We start from the raw sequence: 22,383 nt of genomic DNA on the forward strand, positions 1-22,383 counted from the left end.
TGCGTCCGTCAACTCAAGGCTGCGGTGCTGGGCTTACCGTCGACCAAGCGCTCGATACCCAGTGGGTTGGCGTTCTGCAGAGCAGCCGGCAGCAAAGCATCCGGCAGGTTCTGGTAGCACACCGGGCGCAGGAATCGGTCAATGGCCAAGCTGCCGACGGAGGTGCCACGGCTATCGGAGGTTGCCGGGTAAGGACCTCCATGGACCATGGCATCGCAAACCTCTACGCCGGTGGGGTAGCCGTTGAGCAGGACGCGACCCGCTTTGACCTCAAGCTTGGCAAGGAGGTGGCCGTAGGTGACCAGGTCTTCACTGTCTGCCTGCAACGTGGCCGTCAACTGGCCCTGCAGCGCTTCGATCGCTCGCACTAGCTCCTGCTCGTCAGCGGCTTGGACAACCACGGTGCAAGGGCCGAATACCTCTTCCTGCAGCAGTTCGTCATGCTCCAACAGCAGGCTGACATCCGCCTCGAAGAGGTGTGGTTGCGCCTGATTACCGTGTTGCGCTGAGCCGCTGAGCCGGCTGATCCGCGGATGAGCCAGCAATGCCTGGATGCCCTTGCCATAGCTGTTCAACGTGCCTGGATTAAGCATCGTTTGCGCAACCTGTTCAGCCATGAGCCCGGCCAAGTCGTTGATGAACGCGCTGAACGCCGGCGAGCGGATACCCAGAACCAGGCCCGGGTTGGTGCAAAACTGCCCACAACCCTGCACAACGGACGCAGTCAACTCCTTGGCAATGGATGAGCCGCGATTGGCCAGTGCCTGAGGCAGCACCAGCACAGGGTTGATGCTCGACATTTCTGCGAACACCGGGATCGGCTGCGGCCGTGCGGCAGCCATGTCACACAGCGCGCGCCCCCCCCTGAGTGAACCGGTAAAGCCCACCGCCTGGATGCCCGGATGCTTGACCAGCGCCTCTCCGACGCCACTGCCGAAAATCATGCTGAACACACCTGCTGGCATGCCCGTGCGTTCGGCTGCCCGGACCAGCGCTTGCGCGACCCGTTCAGCAGTGCCCATATGGCCGCTGTGCGCTTTGAACACCACTGGGCAGCCCGCAGCCAAAGCGGCGGCGGTGTCCCCGCCGGCGGTGGAGAAGGCCAAGGGGAAATTGCTGGCGCCGAACACCGCCACCGGCCCCACGCCAATGCGGTATTGACGCAGATCCGGCCGCGGTAGCGGGGTACGTCCTGGCAACGCCTGGTCGATGCGAGCACCGTAGAAATCGCCACGACGCAACACCTGGGCAAACAGGCGCATCTGGCCACTGGTGCGACCGCGCTCCCCCTGAATCCGGGCGGCGGGCAATGCGGTTTCCTGGGAAACCAGCGTAATGAAGTCCTCACCCAGCGCGTCGAGCTCATCGGCAATGGCGTCGAGGAACTCGGCACGGCGGCTTGCCGCCAGGTTTCGGTACGTTGCAAAAGCGGACACAGCACCCGCTACCGCGGCGTTTACTTCATCCACAGTGGCTTGGCGAAACCCGCCGGGTAAGCGCTCGCCGGTCCCCGCGTCAATGCTGAACAACAGGCTGTCACCCTGGCCACTGCGCTGGCCTGCAATAAAATTGTATCCACTGACATTCATAGGTTTATGGCCTCAAAATTGGTATGCAGGGCGATCAGGTCACGGCTCCGATCTGCCAGGGCACGAACTCGTTTTGCCCATAGCCGTGCTGTTCGCTTTTGCTGCGCTCGCCTGATGCGATGCGCAACATGTGGTCGAAGATGTAGGCGCCGCGTTCTTCGATGGTGGTGGAACCATCGGCAATGCCGCCGCAATTGACGTCCATGTCTTCTTCCTGATGCTCGAAGACACGATTGTTGGTCGCCAGCTTGATCGAGGGCGCCGGCGCGCAGCCGTACGCCGAGCCCCGGCCGGTGGTAAAGGCAATCAAGTTCGCCCCCCCTGCCACCTGGCCGGTGGCGGAAACCGGGTCATAGCCTGGTGTATCCATGAAAACCAGCCCGTGCGCCTGCACTGCTTGTGCGTATTCGTAGACGTCGACCAGGTTGGTGGAGCCGGCTTTAGCGACTGCGCCCAAAGACTTTTCCAGGATGGTGGTCAAGCCACCGGCTTTGTTACCGGCCGAGGGGTTATTGTTCAGCTCGGCGTTCATCCGCTGGCAGTACGCCTCCCACCAATGGATACGCGCGACCAGCTTCTCGCCGACCTCGCGGCTGACTGCGCGCCGTGTCAGCAGATGCTCTGCCCCGTATATTTCGGGGGTTTCGGAAAGAATTGCGGTACCACCTGCGACCACCAGACGGTCGACCGCATTACCCAGCGCGGGGTTGGCAGTAATGCCTGAATAACCATCGGAACCACCACACTGCAGGCCAACCACCAAGTGGCGGACGCTGACCGGCTCACGCTGAACCTGGTTCGCTTTGTTCAATAATGATTTGACCTGCTCGATACCGGCAGCAATGGTCTTCGAAGTCCCCCCTATCCCCTGGATGGTGAAGGTACGCAACTGCGCACTGGCCTCAAGGCCATGGGTTTCGAGCAGTGTTTCGATCTGATTGGTTTCACAGCCCAGGCCGATAATCAGCACGGCGGCAAAATTAGGATGTATGGCATAACCGGCCAAGGTGCGGCGCAGCAGCCCCAGTGACTCGCCGCCAGGGTCGACCGCACAGCCGGAACCATGTGTCAGGGCCACTACACCGTCAATGTTTGGATGATCGGCCAAAGCCTCGGGGTGGATATCGCGCCGGAAATAGTCGGCCACTGCACGCGCGACAGTTGCAGAGCAGTTCACCGAGGTCAGAATACCGATGTAGTTACGCGTAGCGACCCGGCCATCCTCTCGCACAATGCCTTGAAACGTCGCCTCAGTGGCTGGCTGGCTGCGCAGATCGACACCAAAGGCATAGTCGCGGTCAAACTCGCCCATCTGCACGTTGTGCACATGCACATGATCACCCGCGTTGATAGCCTGCGAGGCAAAACCGATAATTTGCCCATAACGGCGCAGCGGCTGGCCATGCTCTACCCGCTCGGTGGCAACCTTGTGGCCTGACGGAATTGGCTGCCCTACGGTGATGCCTTCGGCTTCCAGATACTGGCCCTGCGCAAGCGGCTGCCGAGCGATAAGAACATTGTCCAGTGGGTTCAAGCGAATGACCGCAAGATCACCCGTTTTAGCGATGAGTTGCATAAAACCTCTCAGTGCGTCACGGCGAGCTTCTTGTTATGGCGTGGTCCGGATAACCGGACTTTATTCGTACACCTTAAGAACTTTTGCTGAACATTCCCAATGAGATGATTTGATCATTTGATAACGGAGCGTTATCGCATCTGTCTTATGCACAGGAAAATCGATCACCCCACTTAACATGTTCGCCCCGTCGCCGGGCCCCTTCTATAAGGATGTCGACGAACAGGCGAGCAGAAGCGCTCAGCGTTTCATCCTTACGCGTCACTACGCCATACTCAAGTGGCGACAGTGTTAGCGAACAGGGCAACTCTTTAAGAAGCCCACTTGTAAGTTGAGCGGCAATCATTGAGCGCGGCAGCATGGCAATCATCGGCGCAGACTGCAGCAATTGCAGAAACACTGACATCGAGACAGTTTCGACACTGTCCGGGGGTGTAGGGATGCCGACGACTTTGAAAGCTTGCTCCAAGCGGTCGCGGATCGGCGTGCCAACGGGGTACAGCACCCACGGCCAATCACCCAAGGCCGCAGGGTCAATACTCACCTGCGTATTGAGCGGGTGTGAATGGTTGACCACAAGGCTGAAGGGTTCGGGCTCTAAAGGCTGGAAATCGAATAACGCGTGGAAGCGCTCATCAGTGAAGCGGCCAATCATGATGTCGAGTTTTTTTTGCTCCAGCAGGGCCAGCAGGTGATCGCTTGATTGCTCGATGACCTCAATCGACAGCAACGGGTAGCGAGCCTTGATAGCAGCGATTGCTTGCGGCAACACCTGCGCAGTTGACGCGAAGATTCCACCCACACGCAAACAGCCATGACCGCCATTGCGCAGGCGGTTGACCTGATCGACAAACTGTTGCGATTCAGCCAAAGCATTTTGAGCGAACCGAATAACATGATCGCCGAGTTCGGTTGGGGACATGCTCCGCGGCAGCCGCTCGAACAGTGCAAAGCCGAACTGCTGCTCCACGTCGCGCAGCATCTTGCTCAAGGCAGGCTGCGTGAGGCTCATACGTGTTGCCGCAGCATGCATATTGCGCGTGCGTGCAAGCGTGTCGATCAGCATTAAATGCTTATATCGAATACCGTTGCAAAAACTGGAATGGGTCATATCCGGTGGCATCAACAACTACTCCCAATTCGGTAACGTGTATAAATGCCACCTGCAAGTCGTACACCGAGCTCGACCCGACGGTTTCCCACGTCATTCCGAAAAAAGAGAGGGCGCCCTAAGCAATACCTATTGCGCTGGCAGGCGCGCCCCGGTGAGGAAAACGCGAAACACAGTCTGATTATTGCAAGTCAGCCATTATCATCCCGCGCTCGAAGGTGTTTTGCAGCGCGTATATTCCAGTTGATAAAGTGTCGTGGCGAGTTGCGTTTCAGGCACGTCCAGCAAATTGCCAACGGCAGCGACCAATTGTTCTCTGGCATGGCCTACATAATCGGCGGCACAGCCTTCGATGATGATGATCCAGGATGGGATTTCAGTACCCTCCGACCGGGCCTTTTTCTCTGCGGTCTCAACCTTGCTCACGGCTTCATCGGCGGTGCACAGATGAACCCCCGTGATCCCTTGAGCATCCGTCAGCGGAGGCAACAGCCGATCACGCAACGCTTGCAGGACGTCTTCGTGGCGTTCGGCGCTTACATTGAAGCGGAGGGTAACCAGGTAAGCGCCATTTCCCACCCCGGCGGTGTAGTGCACGTCACAGATCGATCGTGCGACATTGCGGTAAGACTGCACGACTTTCTGCGTCCAGGGTGTCGGCGCATTCAGGCGCGCCAGATAATCTGCCCCCCCTAACACGTCAACGGTATCGGCCTCGTACAGGTTGAAATAGACAGGCCCAGCATCGAGTGCGATGTATCGCCGCCCGCGCTGAAAGCCGGGGATCGCCGCGCGCTCTGGCATGTGCTCCCGGTTATGCCACTCGTAGAACTCATCGCGCGCCTCGGGCAAAAGATCATGCCAAATTGCAACTACACCTGTTCCTGCAAAGCTCATATCGTTGTCTCCGGGATCAATCAACGTTAGGGTAGCGACCGTCAACCCAGGCTGCGCCCATCTCCGAAACATAGGGAACGACTGTCTGGGACTGCTCACCCAGGCCCGTTCCACCGACGCGCATGACATCCCCGGCCTTGAGAAACACGTGGGGTTTCTGGCCCAGACCTACGCCGGGCGGCGTGCCGGTGATGATCACGTCACCCGGCAGCAGTGGCATGAAACGGCTGAGGTAGGACACGATGTGAGCCACGCTGAAAATCATCGTCCGCGTGTTACCGTTCTGATAACGCTTGCCGTTCACTTCCAACCAGAGGTCGAGGTTCTGCGGGTCGGCGATTTCATCGCGAGTCACCAGCCAGGGGCCAAGCGGCGCAAAGGAAAAGCTGCTCTTACCCTTGGTCCATTGCCCTTCGTACTCCAGCTGATAGGCGCGTTCAGAGACATCGTTCGCCAGGCAGTAACCGGCGATATGATCCAGCGCTTTGCTTTCTTCAACGTGCCAGGCGGGTGAACCGATGACGATCGCCAGTTCGACTTCCCAGTCGAGCTTCTTCGCATCACCAGGCAGGATCACAGGGTCGTTTGCCCCGCTGATCGACCCCGTGTGCTTGTTGAACACAACGGGCTGGCTCGGAATCGGCGTGTTGGTTTCGGCTGCATGGTCTGAGTAATTGAGGCCGATACAGATCAGGTTCGGCACGCTACCCACGCACGGGCCCAGACGTGTACCGGCCGGTACCAGTGGCAGGCGCTCCGTGTCGATGCCACGTAGTTTTTCGAGACTGGAAGGCGACAGCGCGGCGGCGTCGATATCATCCACGATGCCAGAAAGATCCCTGACCTGTCCTTGAGCATCCAAAATCCCAGGCAGTTCTTGTCCTGGCAAACCGAAACGAACCAAGCGCATACGTTACTCCTCAAGCGTTGAAAAAAAGACAGACAGGGATCCTGCCTCGCCGAACTGGATGTCCAGCGGCTGGTGGGTGGGAACTTCGAGTAGCCCTGCATAGGACCCGGTGATCACGACCTGACCCGCTTGCAGGTCGATGCCATGTGCAGAGAGAAAATTTGCTAACCAGACGATCGGCGAGACAGGGTCTTGATCCGGGTGGGTGCCGGCAATGCTCACAGGCTCTACCCCCGGATGGCTCAGCGTCACATCAAGGTGAGTGGGCAAATTGTTCGAGCTCAGCGACATTGCGCGTGGCCCCAGCACTAGCCCATGGTTGAACAACCCGTCAGCCAGCAACTGCTCGAACGGAACCTTCTGCGGATCGGTGTACCGCGAGTCGATGACTTCGAGTGCAAGGTGTATCTGACTGATCGAGCGCGTGATGTCGTCGGCCGTGTAGGGAGCCGCGCGGGCAGGAAGACCGGCACCCAGCACGCAAGCGAGCTCGGGTTCGATTCGCACCTTGGAAGCTGCGAAGCCCAGAGGGTACTGGTCGCAACTCACGATGCTATCGGTATAGATGGGCGCGACTATCCACTTGCCAGGTTTGGGCAGTGCGCATTTCCAGCCACCCACTTTTTTCCCGGCCAACACACCCACATGCTGTTGTATCTCAAAGCCTTGCTCCAGGCTCAACGACGCCTCATGAAAGGGCAATGCATCCAAGCGATCACCGGTTTGGCGAGCGTTCGCCAGGGATGCGGCGGCTTGCAGCAGGATTGACTCAGGCACATCAGCTGATTGGCTGCTCAGTTCCATGAGATTCACCCGTGCACACTGGGTTGCCGAGGCCAAACCGTACCTAGCTTGTTCGCAGCATCCTCGAGCAAGGCATGCAATTCGTCGTAGCGGTCTGGATGCATGCGCAATACCGGGCCGGCGATGCTCATGGTCCCGACTACAAGGCCAGAAGGAATCATCTTTACCGGAACCGCGATCGCCCACACGCCGGCCTCGGCCTCTTCTACAACAAGCCCATAACCCCGTGATCGTGTCGCCGCCAAGTCGGCAAGCAAACGTTCGACGGTATTGATGGCCTTGGGGCCCTTCCCTACACCCTGGTCTTTACCCAGACCGTCGCGGATAGCAATTTCGACCGCTTGCTCGTCTGGCATCGATGCAAGCCAGGCTTTGCCGTTTGCAGTGGTGTACAGATTGATTGGCTGATCCATGGCTGGCGAGTACATCAAACCAGGTGCAGCGCCTTGGGCGGAGGCCAGCCAGGACAAACCGCCTTCGCAGACGACAGTCAGGCGTACCAGCTCATGCGATAACGACGCTACATGTTCAATTATCGGCTGAACAAGCTCCGGCAACCCGATGCCGTTCAGGTAACGCTGCCCCAACAGTGCCAACTTGAGTGTCAGGCGGTATTGGGAGGTCGCCTCGTCCTGCTCGGCCCATCCTTGTTCCACCAACTGCGCAAGCACACGGTGTGCCGGCCCCTTTTCCATCCCCAGTTCACCTGCGATATCTGACATTCGCATCCAGCGGGCCTCACGAGCCAGCAGCTCGATAGCCTCAAGGCAGCGATCAACTGCACCTTTAACGACTCTCATGGAATTCTTCTCAGCTGGTTATGAGCAGCGCCAACAAAATTGTCACGCTGTTCTATTTGGAACACGGTTACAATAGTAAGCATCGTGTGATCGTCAAGTCAACGCATCACGGTTAACCGGTGGCAACCCCGTCGCGACTTCCCCCCTGCCCGGCGTACTGAAAGTGCGGGGGGGCTCACCCGGCCATTGCGCCTGGCCGTGCACAGCGAATCGGCCCCGAGTACCCAAATCGGCGCGGATCGATGCCAAGCACGCAGGTGCCACCAGCACCCTTGACAAAGGCAAATTCCGGGAACAACATTACAAATGGAACGGAGTTACAATAACAAAATCACGGTACCGGAGACACTTCATGAGCCATGGCATCCCGAGCGATCCACACTCCAAGCGTCAGTCAAAGAAGGCCGCTGCTAGCGGCTGGATCGGCTCGGCGTTGGAGTACTACGACTTTTTCATCTATGCCACTGCCGCAGCCTTGCTGTTCCCGCAGCTGTTTTTTCCAACGGACAATCCCACCGTCGGAATCATCGTTTCACTGGCCAGCTTCGGTGTTGGCTACATCGCCCGGCCTGTAGGCGCAGTGGTGCTGGGGCACCTGGGTGACCGCCATGGCCGCAAAACCGTACTGGTCTACTGCATGTTCCTGATGGGCTTCTCGACCATGTGCATCGGCTTGCTCCCGACCTACGACCAGATCGGCGTGTGGGCGCCGGCAATACTGATTACCTTGCGTCTGATCCAAGGGTTCGCAGTGGCCGGCGAGGTGTCCTGCGCAAGCTCCATGACCATGGAGCATGCACCTGACGGGCGCCGTGGTTACTTCGCCAGTTTTACGCTGCAAGGCGTGCAAGCCGGGCAACTGCTGGCGGCGGCGGTGTTCTTGCCGCTGGCCCAATTCATGCCTGCGGATGACTTTGCGTCATGGGGCTGGCGAATTCCCTTCTTGCTGAGCGCTGTGGTGCTTGTCGTCGGATGGATCATCCGCCGTGAAGTACATGAGGCCCCGGTCTTCGCTGAGGCGCGAGCACAGGACAAGCCCACTAAGTTGCCAGTAATCGAAGTGCTCACCGAGAGCTGGAAGGATGTGTTGCGCGTCATCTGCATGGCACTCTCTGCAGTACTTGCAATCCTTGCCTCCGTTTTCGGCGCCACCTATGCAGTTCAGCCGGCTTACGGTATTGGCTTCCCTTCCGGCCTGTTCATGTGGATTCCTGTGCTGGGCAATTTGTGCGCCGTAATCCTTATCCCCTTCGTCGGCAAACTCTCTGACAGAATTGGCCGTCGCCCCCCTGTGATCGTGGGCGTGCTCTGCGGCGGTCTATTGTCGTTCGGTTACCTCTATGCGATCAGTATTCACAATCTCTGGCTGTCTCTGATTCTCTCCCTTCTCATGTGGGGCGTGGCGTACCAAGGCTTCAATGGTGTTTTCCCTAGCATGTTCCCAGAGTTGTTCCGCACCCGCGTGCGCGTCACCGGTATGGCCATCGGGCAAAACATCGGCGTGGCATGCACTGCGTTTCTACCCGCCCTGTTCGTATCGGTTGCCCCGCCTGGCACCGAAAACATTCCTCTGAAAATTGGGGGTCTGACTTTTGGTATCTGTGCAATTTGCGCAATTGCAGCATTCTATACACGCGAAACCTTCCGTATTCGTCTGAGCGAACTTGGCGACCCCAACGCTGTGCCGATGTCCAAGCAGGAGTACGAACTGCTTCAGGAAAAATCCAATCCCAAAGCGAGCAGTAACGCCTCCAATCCGGCGCTTAACAATCAACTGCAGTGATGCACGCCTGATAGCCAGGCCCATCATGCTCGACGTGCTGCGCAGTTGCTCTGCGCAGTACGTTGAGTTCCACGGCGACGAACGTGTGCGCCGCCAGCACGGCATCACCTGGCCGCGAGCTGGCAATTGGCGCGCACTCGCCAACCACAGTAGGTTCACATGCATCCACTCATCACCGGCAATACACGCGTCTATGGATTGATTGGCGACCCGCTCAAGAGCGCCAAATCCCCGATGCTGCTGAACAGGCTATTCGCCGAAGCACAGACTGATGCCGTCTGCATTCCATTGGAGGTCGGTACGCAGGGCCTCGCCGAGTTCGTCAAAGGCGCGCGCGCTGTACGCAACCTCGCGGGGCTACTGGTCACCATGCCGCACAAGCAAGCCATGCTTGAGGTGGTGGACAGCCTTCACCCTACCGCGCGCCAGGTAGGCGCAATCAATGTGGTTCGCTGCGACCGGGACGGTCGCTGGGAGGGCGCTGTATTCGACGGGCTCGGCTGCGTACTGGGCATGCAGCGTCAAGGGGTTTCTCTGCTTGGGAAATCTGTGCTGCTGGTCGGAGCAGGTGGCTCGGGACGGGCCATCGCTTTTGCCGTGGCCGCTGCAGGCGCCCGCTCACTGGTTATTTCAGATCTGGACCCGCATCGCGCCGCTGCCCTGGCGCAAAAAGCTGGCAACCAGGGTTCGTGCAAGGTCCAAGCAGGTCCAGCTGACCCAGCAGGTCATGACATCGTTATCAATGCGACCCCGCTCGGCATGAACCACGATGATCCGATGCCAATAGACGCAGCGCGGTTGACCCCCGCCACGGTATTGGTCGACATCATCACTCGGGCCGAGCCAACCGCGCTGTTACTGGCGGCACAGGCACGCGGATGCAAAACCCTCGATGGCCAACCCATGCATTTGGGTCAGGCCTTGCTGGCACTTGGGTTCCTCGGTTTCAAAGACATCGAGCGTCGTTACTCGACGGGGCTTTAGGCCCCTCCTCCCTCCCCTGGCAGCCAGCCCGAGCGTTCTTCATCACGCCAACCTGAACCCTCCACGATGCGCATGCTTTGGGCATGCTCACATGGATGGTGCTGGCCGCCATGCTTTCCGCACACTGGCCGCTCAGCAAAACGTAACTCGCTTCCGTTCGTAATTGTGTCGTGCTAGTCTGCTGAAAACCCCAGCAGTGTCGCTTGCGTGCTGTTCGTATGTGATCCGCAACCTCGGTAGCGTCGACAAGTTTGTCAAACTCACTTAGTAATAAAGGGTGGATATTTGAAAGTCGTTCTCCTGGAAGTCAGTCATTGGCACACCCCACTCTATCTCGATGCACTGGAACGCTTGCCTGATGTAACGGTAACAGCGGTGTCCGATGCAACGGGGTCGCGGGGGCCTGCTCTCGCCCAACGTTTCGGGGCACAACTTTACGATCACTGGGAAACCCTGCTGGAACATGAGGAAGCTGATTTCGCGTTCGCCTTCGGCCCACACGATGAGCTTTATGCCATGGGTGAGGCACTGATCGAACGAAAAGTCCCCTTCGCGATGGAAAAGCCCTGCGGACTAACCCCGCACGAAGTGCTGGACCTTCACAAACGCACCGATGCCAATAACCTGTTCGTCGCGGTGCCGTTGATATGGAGGCACAGCGAGTTACTCAACCGCCTGCAGCACGAAGCCAGGCAGCGTGAAGCCAAGTGGAGAACGCTGGCGTTTCGATTCAACGCTGGGCCGCCTGGGCGCTACCTGACCAACAGTTGCTCCTGGATGCTCGAGCCGAAACGCTCGGGTGGCGGATGCACGATCAATCTCGCCCCTCATTTCGTCGATCTAGTTCAGGAAATTACCGGCGAGGCGATTCGAAGCGTATCGGCAGTGATGTACCGCGACCCGCTGCTGACCGCCGTAGAGATCGGCTCGTTGATGACACTGGTGACCGAGAGTGGCTGCATCTGCACTATCGAAACGGGGTACAATTATCCCGCCAATACGCCCGAACAAAGGGAGTATTCATTTTCAATGTCAACGGATCAGTTCTACGCGCGCTCAAGCGCAGAAGGCATGCGCCTGGTCGATGCCAGCGGGCAGGCAAGTGACCTGCACATGAGCTTGAACTCTGACGTGTATTACGACAACTTCGTAACCGACATCCTGGCGCCTGATCGTGATGTCGCTTATGCAGGCGCCGGGCTAGCAAACATGCACAGCGTCATGCGTATCATCGAGGCGGCCTATGAGTCAGATCGCCTGGGTGGGGTCCCCATCAAGGTCTAACACCCTGACGCGAAACAAAGGATTAGAAAATTGTCACACATAGGCCGCTACTTCAATACGTTGGAACTGCTCCTCTCCCATCCAGGCGGCCTCGCCCTGTCTGACATCAGTGAACAGACTCAAGTGGCCATGGCCACGGCTCACCGTATATTGAGCGCACTGCGGGAAAGAGGCTACGTTTACCAGGACGAGCAGGACCACTACTGCCTGACGCTGAAAATTCCCAGCATGGGCGTGAACTACATCACTGAAACCGGCTTTGCCAGAATAATGCAACCGTTGCTCGACGAACTCGCCAGCGAAACTGGCGAGCATGTTCGCTTGGCGGAAGTTGCGGAGGACCATCTGACCTGGGTACTGCAGGCCACGAAAAATACGAGGGGTCTTCAATATCGCCGCGCCCTGGACGAAAAAATCATCCCCCACACCACGGCCGCAGGCAAAGCATGGCTCTCCACCATGCGCGATGAGCGCGCCATGCGTATTCTCGCGACTTGGGATATCGAGAACAGCCGAGAGTACGCTGGGCCCAATGCTCGGGTTTCGATACGGGACATTTTCGATGACATCGCCCTGATCCGCAAAGAGGGGCACGCGGTAGTCAGAGAAGAAGGAGAAGTGGGTGTATGCGTTGTGGCAGTACCCGTATTTGATCCAGCGCGCTCAAGCAACTCAGCGCCGGTGGCAACCCTCAGCATCGCCGGCCCTATCGCCCGCATGCGAGAAGAAACCCTGAATGCTCATATCCAACATTTGAAACGGTCGGCCATCAAGGTTGGCGAGTGCTGGTCGCTGTGGACTTCAGTCAGCAGTGAATGCTCGCCACCTGCGCGCTAACGCTCCAACCTGCACCTGGGCCCATTGCGGGCCTCAGGGCTACCGTGATGACGAGCGATCGAAACGCAATTACGGGATATTCCACCCCTTCTCTCGCAAATCCTGCACACCTTTGTTCAGTTCGTACAGCGCGTTTTCTTCGCGGATGATTTCGAGCACGCAGTTTTCAATTCCGCAGGTCGCCTTAACAGCTTCACCCAGTCCGACGAAGTCGACGACCCCGGTGCCAACTGGATCATGGCCCCAAACATCCGTGCCGGTGTCGGACACATGCACAAAGTCGATCGCGCTGTGATAGGCCAGCAGACTGGCAACCGGATCTTCACCTATATAAGCAGCGTTGGCGATGTCATAAACGACCCTGACGACATCATCATTGATAGTCCCAACAACCTCTGCCAGCTCCCGCATCGTAGGCGTGAAGCAATACGGGGTGTTTTCCAGCAGCAGGCGAACACCCGCCTGTTTTGCAAGGGGTGTCAAAACCGCCAGGCTCTCGTACATCCAGTCATAGGTTTTCTCAAGCGGTGGAGAGATCATCGGGCGCCGGGTGCCTGGCGATATCACCACTTCTTGAGTATCCCAAGCGACAGCCAAGTCAATCACCGCCTTGATGTGTTCGATGCTCTTCTGACGCATATTGGCAGCGGGACTGGCCAAGTTCAGGTCATAGCCGCCGGCATTGAGCGACCTGATCTTCGCGTCGTACTGGCGCAGGCGCACGCTTGCAGCAGAGCGCTCTGCGTTCGACATTTCCACCGGCCAGCAATGTGGTGAGCTTACGGGCACTTCGAACACACGGTGCCCATGTTCGGACAACTGCGCAATTGCATCGATTGCCGTGGATGACCACAGATAAGAAAACGTGCTGATGATCATATCGAAACATCCTTTCAGTTGAGGATTCACCGAAGTGAAACGGGCCATTCATATTGTGAATTTTGTAGGTTGACCACTATAGCCGCACGAATCCGCGGGCTTGGATGTACTGGATGGCGGCAGCCACTGCGCTGCTGAGGGCACCTGGATGATGAAAAAACGATAATGGAATCGAGTTACGTTGTCAATTTGATTGCAAAGCCGCACCCAGTTTTGTAGGTTAGGGCTTCCACCTACAATAAAATCTGTGTGCGAGGGCTGTTAAATGAGAGCTTTGGTCAGTGGCGGTAGTAGCGGCATCGGTGCTTCTACGTGTGTGAGAATCGCGGAGGCTTCGCTTGCCCGGGGCTCGCAGCCGAAAATTGCCGTGTGCGGGCATACCCCAAACGCAACCCAGGATGAGGTCGTTCGAAAGATAGAGTCGATGGGGGGCATCGCGATCTCGCTGTGTGGTGACCTTGGCGATCCTGCAGTACCTGACCAACTCGTAGCAGCTGCAATCGCGGAGTTCGGTGGGCTTGATACGCTTGTGGCGAATGCCGGCGTCGCCAGCCCCGGCGCGATCTGTGATTTGTCCCTCAAGGATTGGGACGACATGTTCGCCGTCAACCTTCGCGGTGCCTGGTTGCTTGCCAAAGCCAGCTACCCCTATTTGCGCGAGAGTCGTGGCTCGGCGTGCTTCACCTCGTCGATGTCTGGCCAGCTTCCGCATGCCGGTTCGGGCGCTTACAGCCCCACCAAGGCAGCCTTGACAATGCTCGCCCAAACCCTCGCGCTGGAGTGGGCGCCTGACGGAATCCGAGTCAATGTCGTGTCCCCAGGCATGACGCATACACCGATGTCTGAAAAAATGTACGCCGACCCGCAGATTAAAAAAGCACGTGAAGTGATCATTCCACTGGCGAGAATCGGTGAGCCAATGGATATCGCAAATGTGATCGAGTTTCTGGTAAGCCCTCTTGCCGGATATGTTACCGGACAGGATATTTGTGTGGACGGCGGCTTCTCCAAATCAATCCTCAGTCACATTCCGGGCCGACCAAGCTCCAAATGATTGGGAGTACGCGTTCCTGCGGAGCTCGAAGCTACCTCTGACACCAGGGTAGCTTCTCGACTGAGCGTAACGGGGCCCATGTCCACTCGCTCAGCGCAGTTGGGCAGGATGAACTTCACACTTTCACGCAAAAGCCTCACGACGGCGTAATGGGCGTGCAGGATACCGGGCATATCCTTACGCACGGTATGAATGCCAGACTCCAGTTGTTCGATGGCGCGGGCACAATAATTCAGCGCCTTTACTCGCTCTTCCGTTTGCATGATCTTCCCCTTTATAAACCTGCCTGCGTGCTAGGCCCCAGCTTGGGCGACTGTTGCAATAGCCCTCGTGGCAACTGGAAACCTTTATGAGGTGAAATACCTCGGCCAAGCTTATCGAATAAAAGTAATATCGCTCCGGCTTGAGACTGATTAACCAGCCTCGCCGCTAAGCACGGTGATAGCGCAAAGCAACTGATCGGCAATTTCAAGCATAATAAATAAGACCTGAAATTTTTGCTCAGCGATAATCACAGTACAAAAGCTGCAACCGTTTTCAACAGAACCATGGTGCGCCACAATACTTATTGCCCATCGACCGCGCCTACCTGCAAATTGAATGGTCCCAACCCTTATAATCATCATAGTCAATCACGACAACTTCTTTTTCAGGCTTCAGACAAAAGCGCCTGGAAAAACCAGAAACCGAGCTGTATGGATCTGAATAGCGAGCATTTATAAATACTTCGTAGACGGTCCCAGCGCTTAGCGCTTCTGCATCTTTTTCGCTGATCGCATCATTAGGGAGAACCCCATAACTCAGGCACTCCGAACTAAGCGCCGGCCTCCCCAGAGTCGGCGGAAAATAGAATGACCAAACGAGCACAGAGGGAGACTCGGAAATATCATAAACCTCTACTGCATGTAGAATTGGGGCCTCGCCGCCCCGCTCGCTTGGAGCGAAACATACTCCTCCAGCGCTACCCCATACAGAAGCGTTATTAACACGCACGTCACCTAGACATGACATCAAAAAAATGGACGAACAAATAACCGAACCACGGCAAATGAATCGCCAATCGCGGATCATTAATAAATTCACCAAGAACATCCTCGTACAACCATAGCGAGTCGGAATAATTACCCATATTGATTGAACCTGGAGCCTTCAAAAACTTCAGCACAAAATAGTCCGCCAGCACATCCCCTTGCGCCTCCATATTATAGTCGCTTAGCCTCCGCCCCTCAGCCAACTCATACCTATAAGGCAGGCCAAAGCGGATTAACCCTCGCCATAGTACTGGATACCCAAGTTGATGCTGCCATACATGTGTCATTTCGTGGATAAACCACCGCTTAAGCCTAGTCCTTTCGACCGAAAAGTCTTCTTTGAAGTCCGCAGGATGAAAATATATATGACCATTAGGCGCGATGGCCATTTGCTTGGGATGAAATGCAAAATATTTTTTATTATAGACCCTTACAGACCCATAATTTATTGAGTCCTTGAATAGAAGTCTGGCGAGACCAACTTCACCTTCGGTCAATGGTCTATAGCCTTTCTCGACAGTGACATGCTTCTCAGATTGCCCAAATCCTTCTTTAGATGTATGGACACCGTTCAAATCCACCGAAAGCAAAACCTCTCCTGTATGTCCATCGCCGCAACATGGACTTAGATCGTCTACGAATATCTCAATTTTTTCAAAACCGATAGGTTCTGAGCTCTTAATTCTCTCCGTGCATCCTGCCTCATCGGTACAGCCGGAAACGATACGCCCATCCGCCAGTGTAATTATGTATTTACTACCGGCAGGCAGCATTTCACCCTCAGAGGTCAGCCTGATTTTTTCATCAAACAGCCTACACTGACACATCCAGCCCAAACCTTGCCGATCAAGTATCTCGCACCCGCTAATAGCTCCATTAAAATCTGCACCTACAATAGATTGGCCACTACTGGTTTGGAAGGGCAGCTTGTCAAACTCAGTTCCAAACGACTGCTTAAATTTATTAATCACATCGAAATATGTAGCGCAGTGACTACCACGTTGTTCACTCATCTAGTATCCCCTCTGATCAACGAGAGCCTTTGGTTCTCACATGGAAACGTCATGCGCCTGTGCCATCTTCGGTATCTGCTGCAACAACCCACGAGGTAACCGAAAACCTTTGAACGGTTCCTGAGTAATGGGGTTGAATGCTTTTTCAGCGTTGAGCCTGTAGCGCATCACGCCATCGCCGGCCCTGAAGCTCAGGTCCACGCTGGCCGCCGTGCGTCCATTGAGCGAGCCACGGCTGAGCAAGCGGAACATCGACCAGGGGCCACGGTATTCAAGGCTGCTGCTGTTGCCGTTCTGCCTCAGCAAGGTCAGGTTGCTGCGCACCTGCTGCCCCAGGGTGTTAGGCCAGACGATACCGGTGATTTGGCTCGGGCCATGGGTGTAGGCAATCAGTTGGCCGTCGAGGTCCAGCAAACTTGTACGCTGATTAGCACTCAGGCCCAACGGCTCGATGCTGAACTGCACGCTCAGGTTGCCGCGCTGATCGAAGAAGGTCTCACGGATACGGTCTGCCCGTTCCAGCTGTTCGATCACATCGCTACGGATCAGTGATTGCCCCTGATGGCCGGCTTGCAGGCTTTCGAGGTTTTCCTGCAGGAAGACCTTCAGGTATTGATCATGGAATTGCTGAAGCCGCCCCTTCGGGCCAAAGAACGCCTCGAAGTCGTCCAAGGAGGCATCGGGCGCCCGCACCACGAAGGGGTAGCGCCCGGCCAGGCGCTGCTGGAAGAAGCTATAGACCTCAGCGTCCCAGCGCCGCTCCAACTCAAGCAGGGCTTCGACATTCAGCACTTGCGCCGTTTGATCGGCGACCTTCCGGACCTGATGGTTGATGGGTTCCGGCAAGCCAGTAGCCACCCGCTGCAGGGTGCCTATCGGGTCCTGCCCCTTCATCGAGAATCGCTGATGCACGGCCTGCAGCGCGGCCTTGCCTCTGTCAGGGCTATCCTGCACCGACTTGGCATAGTCGTGCACGGCCGTGATCGCACCGAGGGTCTCATCGTAATAGCTGGGTTTCTCACCGGCTGCTTGCAGCATGGCACCCAGCCCAGCAAAGGCCCGTTGAATAGCCAATGCCTGTTGCTGCTCGGGTTTGCTACTTGCGGGCCGCAACGCCCCGGCTTGCGCAAGAGACTCTGCGCCCACGGCCGATGAAAGCGACGTATTGTCCTTCACAGCATCCAATAGCCGATGCAGGGGCGCCGCAGGCCCGGTCAATTGCTGCAGGATCGCGACCCCATGATCCAGATCACGGAAGTCAGCCACCGCGAAGGCATTCAAGGCGCGCCGCCAGCTGTCAATGAAATCGGCGCTGTACAAGTTACGCAGCCGTTCGCCTAGCGCCTCCCGGTCGGCATCCGAGTAATCAAGCTGACCGCGCTCACCCAGCGCCCACTGGTCGATCATCGCCATTTCCGCAAACCGCTGACTACGGGGTTCGAAGTACTCTTTGAAGCCTTTGGCGGTGAGCATGGGTGCTATCAGTACCCCCTCACCCTGCCCGGCGCGAGACGACAGCTGATACACCACATCGAACGCTGGCCCCACCTGATGACGCAGATCCAAGCCAACATGCAGCTGTTCCCCAGCCTGCTGTTTCAGGCCCGCATAGACTCGCTCTGGCAGGGGAATCTGGCGCAGCGTCTGCTGCACCTCGGCAATGCGCTGGCTGTACTGCGGCAGATCGGTATCGGCATAGGCCAAGGCATAGTTGAGGTGCCGCATCAGGTCGCGTTGCAGTTGCCCCTGGCCGGGATACTTCTGTTGCCACTGATGGGCGAACCAGTCCTCGACCCATTCGGGCCGGCGATTCTGGCGGTCCTCCAGCATTCGATAAACACGAAGAGCAGCCATTTGCTGTTCACTGCCAGGTGGTGCAGCGTCCATTGCATCGATCACGCCACTTGCCAGGGCGGGCAAGAAACGCTTGGAAAGCAAAGCCAGGTAGGCCTCATCGACGCGGGGGCCGATGGCGCGCCCCTGGTACAAACCAAGGTCGGAAATACCCGGCCATGCATCACGGTAGTTGCCAAACACCGACACGGCATCGCGAATCTGGTCCAGGGGCTCCAACAGGTTGCGCCCGGAGGGGTCCAGACGCTGGTCCACTTGGTGATGGCTGTACTCACTGCTCTTGGCAAGCACGTTGGCGGCCTTGGCGCCATTGATGTCAAAGTAGCGCTGCCAACTGGCGATGGCGACGCAGAAGGCAAGCCCGCCTACTGCAGAACCCACCCACAGCAACCGCCGTTTGCTGCGTGCCACTTTGATGTTGTCTCCGGCAAGCCCGGCTTCCTGGTAGATGACACGCCGGAAGGCATGCTGAATGAAATAGACCAGCGCCGGCCCCTGCGACTTGCCCTCACGCAGCGGAAACTCGGTTTTGTAGGGCTGCGCCGCCTCACGCACGAACGCGTTGAGCATGTCGCCCTGCTGCACGACCGAGGACCAGTAAACACCGCGCACCAGAGCCGGGGTGGTGAAGCGGTCACTCGCGAGGGCTTCTTTCAAGAAGCCAAGCAGTATCGGACGCAACCCGATCAGCTGCCCATGCAGTGTGAACAGACGCGAGCGCTGTGCTGCACCGTTCAGGACGTCCAGCCGTTCGACCACCTGTTCGAACAGATCGTTGATCAACCGACGGTAGTGTTCACCATATTCCTCCAGCCAATCGTCGAACGTGCCGGCAGCCTCCAACTTGAAGGTGAAGCCCAGCATTTTTTCCCGTGTGGCGGCAGGCAGCGCGGCGTATAGCTGGTCAAAACCGTCCAGCAGGTCGAATTTGGTCAGCACCACATACACTGGCAGGCGCGATCCCAACTGATTGCTTACCTCATACAACCGCGCGCGCAAGACATGCGCCAGCGCAACACGGTGCTCAGGTGCCCCCTGCAGCAAAGCAGGCAGGTCGACAACCAGCAAGAGGCCGTTGAGGGCTCTTTGGCTTCGGTTACGCACCAGCCAGCCCAACAGGTGTTCCCACAACCTGGCCGAGGTTGCAGGGGGTGGGTTCGATGTTTTCGATGCTTCGGACAAGCCCGCCAACGCCCCCTGACGAATGAAGGCGCCCGGAGGGTCGATGATCACGGCGTCGTCACTGACCCACCAGCCTATCGGGTGTGCCAATGCTTGCGCCTGTCGGCCCCGAGCTTGTGCTTTGTCGATACGGGTCAGGGAAAAGCTTTGTTCAGTACGGTCGATAAAACTGGTCTTGCCGGCCTGTTCGTCACCCACCACCAGATACCAGGGCAGCCGATACAACGCACGTCGGCCACCGGCGTTGTCCAGATAACGCGCCAGCCCTTGGTCTAATGCCTTTTCTTGTGCCTGAACGAAGGGCAATACATCATCCAGCTCAGCGGCCACCGCCTGCTGCCGCTGCGCCTGCAGGCGGCGCGAACGCCCGTGCAAGACCACCAGCCAGCAGAGCAGCGGCACCAACACAAGTGTCAGGCTAGCCAGCGCGCGATGCGCCACGCTCGCCAGCGGCTGCTGCTCGCGCCATGTCCATTGCGGGCCGAGCCACCAGATCGCAGCCAGTAGCAAGACGGCGCCCAGCCCAAGCAGCAGCGGCATGGCCAGGCCGACACCCGTCAGCAGGGGCAGGCCCCAACGTTTAAGATGCTTCCACACTCGACTCATCGTGACTCCCGTTTCTTGTTGCAATCAGCCCGCGAGGGATGGTGGATGCATACTGCTGAAGGCGTTGAAACACCTCAGGTTCCCAGGCGCTGGCGGAGGTTTCCTGCATCGTTCGAGCAACGCCTGCGCACAAATCCTGGGCCAGCCAGGACACACCCCGGGCAGACAACAGATCAGCCGCGATCACGGTGGTATGGCAGCGCTCACGCAAACTACGGAAGTCCGCCTGCATGCCCTGCAGCCTGAGCAATACCGCTTCAACGCCGCTGGTTTCCAGCTGGCAGGCCAGTTCCTCTCGAAGCGTTGCGAATTCCTGCGAAACTGCGCCCGAATCGGACTGCCCTTGTGCCCCCCGGAGCCACGCCAGACATTGGTCGTCGACAAATACCCTGCCGTCGCTGAAGCACAGCTGCTGCAGCGCAGGTATGCGCTGTACGAACCGCGCGCTCGCTGCGCGGATAGCCTCAGCCACCTCGCCCATCGCCAGGCGCGTGGCAGCGCTCGCTGCGAGAAAACTGCCACGTATCCAGTAGGGACTGGCCGTCACGCTCTTTTCGATCCGCTGGAGGATGGCCACGTCAACTGCAGTGCCGGCGATGGCATCTTCATAGTCCCCGGCGATCTCCTGCGGCACCGCCATCAGCTCAGTGCGATGGCCGTGCCTGGTTTCAGGCGCCGTCTGGATGTGGGCCCACAAGCCGAAACGACGCAACTGGTAGCCAGCAGGATCGTAGGGGTCCTGCTGGTTGATCAGCTCAGCCATGGTGAGCATGGCTCTTCGTGATTCACGCTCGTTGGCGAACGACACACGGGGCATTGGCGTGGCGATGACCTCGACCAACGACGCAGACTTGCTGCCTTTTGCAGGGGGCTTTTCCGTGGGGGGCTCAGTGAGCCCGTTAGCAAGCTCCATGTGCTTGCGTAGTAACCGATCCAGCTCGCTCAGGGCCGCTTCTTCGAGCTGCGCTGCATCGCGCTGCTGTTGCAGCCTTTGCAGTGCGCCCTGAGCCGCCGCCGCGTGCGCGGGGCTGAAGGTGAAGCGATCCAGGCGCGGTAATGCCTCGGCCAAGCGGATCAGTGTCAGGGCAACCAGCTTACGCTTACCGAGAAACCCTTTAGGGCCCGGTTTAGGATGTGCACTTTCCCAATAGGCTTCGACCATGCCGGCCAACAAGGCCAGGGTAAAACCCCAGCGTTCCCAGCATCGGCTACGTAGCCAAGCGACACTCAGGTGCGCGACGATGCGATAGTGCTTGCACGCTTGGCCCAAGTACTGGCGGGACGCTTCTTCGATGAATGCCCAATCGATGGAGGGCTCCTGCAGCCCACCCAGCTTGACCATCTCCTGGTCAATGGCCTGGTAGGTTTCGTCCTCCACGTCGAACAGGCCGGCAGGGTTCTGTGCGTCGATGGGGGCAAGCAGCCGGGCAATGTCCTGTGCGGTGACCTCTGCTACCAGCGACATGCGTTGCGCGCCTCATCGATGAGTGGGTCCAGCCCATGGGCATCGAAAAGCAGCCCGTCAACGGCTGGGTTATCGCTCTGGACCTGAATGCGATGGGCCTTTATCAGCTTTTTGATCTGCTCGATGCCCGGCAAGCCTCTGCCAGCGTCAAGCACCTGGCCGTTTTCCGTCACTTGCCAGAGGGTAGGGACAGTTGAACCCCGCTCACCCTGCAACTGCACGTTCACCCGGCTGGCCTCGATGGGTTGTGCGGTAACCAGTTGCAACCTGGAAATATTTTGCACGCAGCTGATGACCAGGTAGGTATGCGGAGCGACCGAAGCAATTGCCGGCGCCGAGATCATCAGCCCATCATCTTCAGCCTTGAGGCGAAACGTCAGGTCCTCTGGGGGCCGTCCCACCTCATTGGTCAACACACGACGCAACGTGGGCGAGTCTTGCTCCGGCGCGGACCATTGCACAGGCACAAGATGAGCAGGCGTTCCGGCCGATCTATCGAAACAGGCCAAGCGCTCCAAATTGGAAACGATGCGCCGACAATCCTGATCGGAATACACGGACATCGATAGAAAGCTGAGCACCAGTGCAAGACTTACTATGTAAGAATTTTTACCAGCCATCGCAAGTAACTCCCTTTCAACAGCACACACTCCTTGATCACCAACGAATCCAAATAACCATCAGGCACTTCTGAATCCGGAAATCGACAACAGCCTAGCTGATA

At 57.7% G+C, this 22,383-nt stretch carries 17 protein-coding genes and 1 pseudogene; 5 read left to right on the forward strand and 13 right to left on the reverse strand.

From position 1 onward, the window contains the following. Window positions 1-8: 8 nt before the first annotated feature. The 7 genes from OSW16_RS17105 to OSW16_RS17135 form a co-directional block, all read right to left on the reverse strand. Complete coding sequence (locus OSW16_RS17105) at window positions 9-1,589, reverse strand: aldehyde dehydrogenase (NADP(+)) (protein WP_267817073.1); 1,581 nt, start codon at window positions 1,587-1,589, stop codon at window positions 9-11. 34 nt (window positions 1,590-1,623) lie between these two features. Beyond that, window positions 1,624-3,165: a UxaA family hydrolase gene (locus OSW16_RS17110; protein ID WP_267817074.1), complete on the reverse strand. Its 1,542-nt coding sequence runs from the start codon at window positions 3,163-3,165 to the stop codon at window positions 1,624-1,626. 145 nt (window positions 3,166-3,310) lie between these two features. Continuing rightward, on the reverse strand, window positions 3,311-4,288 hold the full coding sequence (locus tag OSW16_RS17115; RefSeq protein WP_267817076.1) for a LysR family transcriptional regulator: 978 nt from the start codon (window positions 4,286-4,288) through the stop codon (window positions 3,311-3,313). Between the two features lie 189 nt (window positions 4,289-4,477). After that, window positions 4,478-5,173: a hypothetical protein gene (locus OSW16_RS17120; protein WP_267817078.1), complete on the reverse strand. Its 696-nt coding sequence runs from the start codon at window positions 5,171-5,173 to the stop codon at window positions 4,478-4,480. A gap of 16 nt (window positions 5,174-5,189) precedes the next feature. Continuing rightward, window positions 5,190-6,083: a fumarylacetoacetate hydrolase family protein gene (locus tag OSW16_RS17125; RefSeq protein ID WP_267817080.1), complete on the reverse strand. Its 894-nt coding sequence runs from the start codon at window positions 6,081-6,083 to the stop codon at window positions 5,190-5,192. Window positions 6,084-6,086: 3 nt separating this feature from the next. Then, window positions 6,087-6,887 carry a 2-keto-4-pentenoate hydratase gene (locus tag OSW16_RS17130; RefSeq protein ID WP_267817082.1) on the reverse strand — a complete coding sequence of 267 codons (801 nt, stop codon included), beginning with the start codon at window positions 6,885-6,887 and terminating at the stop codon, window positions 6,087-6,089. A 5-nt stretch (window positions 6,888-6,892) separates the two neighbouring features. After that, entirely contained in the window at window positions 6,893-7,609 is a 717-nt protein-coding gene (locus tag OSW16_RS17135; protein WP_418942017.1) for an IclR family transcriptional regulator, read from the reverse strand. A 430-nt stretch (window positions 7,610-8,039) separates the two neighbouring features. On the opposite strand from OSW16_RS17135, the gene OSW16_RS17140 reads away from it, so the two are divergent. From OSW16_RS17140 to OSW16_RS17155, 4 genes are all read left to right on the forward strand, one after another. Beyond that, complete coding sequence (locus OSW16_RS17140) at window positions 8,040-9,470, forward strand: MFS transporter (protein ID WP_267817085.1); 1,431 nt, start codon at window positions 8,040-8,042, stop codon at window positions 9,468-9,470. 159 nt (window positions 9,471-9,629) lie between these two features. Then, window positions 9,630-10,454: a shikimate dehydrogenase family protein gene (locus OSW16_RS17145; RefSeq protein ID WP_267817087.1), complete on the forward strand. Its 825-nt coding sequence runs from the start codon at window positions 9,630-9,632 to the stop codon at window positions 10,452-10,454. Between the two features lie 285 nt (window positions 10,455-10,739). Continuing rightward, window positions 10,740-11,738 (forward strand): Gfo/Idh/MocA family oxidoreductase, encoded by a 999-nt coding sequence (locus OSW16_RS17150; RefSeq protein ID WP_267817089.1) that lies wholly within the window; start codon window positions 10,740-10,742, stop codon window positions 11,736-11,738. Window positions 11,739-11,768: 30 nt separating this feature from the next. Then, a complete protein-coding gene (locus OSW16_RS17155; RefSeq protein WP_267817091.1) occupies window positions 11,769-12,575 on the forward strand; it encodes an IclR family transcriptional regulator in 807 nt (268 codons plus the stop codon). A 69-nt stretch (window positions 12,576-12,644) separates the two neighbouring features. On the opposite strand, the gene OSW16_RS17160 is transcribed toward OSW16_RS17155, so the two are convergent. Further along, window positions 12,645-13,454: a sugar phosphate isomerase/epimerase family protein gene (locus OSW16_RS17160; RefSeq protein WP_267817093.1), complete on the reverse strand. Its 810-nt coding sequence runs from the start codon at window positions 13,452-13,454 to the stop codon at window positions 12,645-12,647. A 265-nt stretch (window positions 13,455-13,719) separates the two neighbouring features. Between OSW16_RS17160 and OSW16_RS17165 the strand changes: the two genes are divergently transcribed. Then, window positions 13,720-14,508 (forward strand): SDR family NAD(P)-dependent oxidoreductase, encoded by a 789-nt coding sequence (locus OSW16_RS17165; RefSeq protein ID WP_267817095.1) that lies wholly within the window; start codon window positions 13,720-13,722, stop codon window positions 14,506-14,508. A gap of 413 nt (window positions 14,509-14,921) precedes the next feature. On the opposite strand, the gene OSW16_RS17170 is transcribed toward OSW16_RS17165, so the two are convergent. The 5 genes and pseudogenes from OSW16_RS17170 to vasI form a co-directional block, all read right to left on the reverse strand. Continuing rightward, the gene (locus OSW16_RS17170; RefSeq protein WP_267817097.1) at window positions 14,922-15,140 is read right to left on the reverse strand and encodes a hypothetical protein; all 219 of its coding nucleotides are present in this window, start codon (window positions 15,138-15,140) and stop codon (window positions 14,922-14,924) included. A gap of 362 nt (window positions 15,141-15,502) precedes the next feature. Continuing rightward, the gene (locus OSW16_RS17175) at window positions 15,503-16,552 is read right to left on the reverse strand and encodes a hypothetical protein (RefSeq protein ID WP_267817099.1); all 1,050 of its coding nucleotides are present in this window, start codon (window positions 16,550-16,552) and stop codon (window positions 15,503-15,505) included. A gap of 36 nt (window positions 16,553-16,588) precedes the next feature. Then, on the reverse strand, window positions 16,589-20,194 hold the full coding sequence (tssM, locus tag OSW16_RS17180; protein ID WP_267817101.1) for a type VI secretion system membrane subunit TssM: 3,606 nt from the start codon (window positions 20,192-20,194) through the stop codon (window positions 16,589-16,591). Then, a pseudogene (tssA, locus tag OSW16_RS17185) lies at window positions 20,191-21,659 on the reverse strand (type VI secretion system protein TssA). Before tssA ends, tssM begins: the two are co-directional and overlap by 4 nt. After that, on the reverse strand, window positions 21,647-22,279 hold the full coding sequence (vasI, locus tag OSW16_RS17190) for a type VI secretion system-associated protein VasI (protein WP_372490327.1): 633 nt from the start codon (window positions 22,277-22,279) through the stop codon (window positions 21,647-21,649). Before vasI ends, tssA begins: the two are co-directional and overlap by 13 nt. Between the last annotated feature and the right edge of the window lie 104 nt (window positions 22,280-22,383).

The sequence above is a fragment of the Pseudomonas putida genome (assembly GCF_026625125.1).
GTDB classification, from domain to species: domain Bacteria; phylum Pseudomonadota; class Gammaproteobacteria; order Pseudomonadales; family Pseudomonadaceae; genus Aquipseudomonas; species Aquipseudomonas putida_X.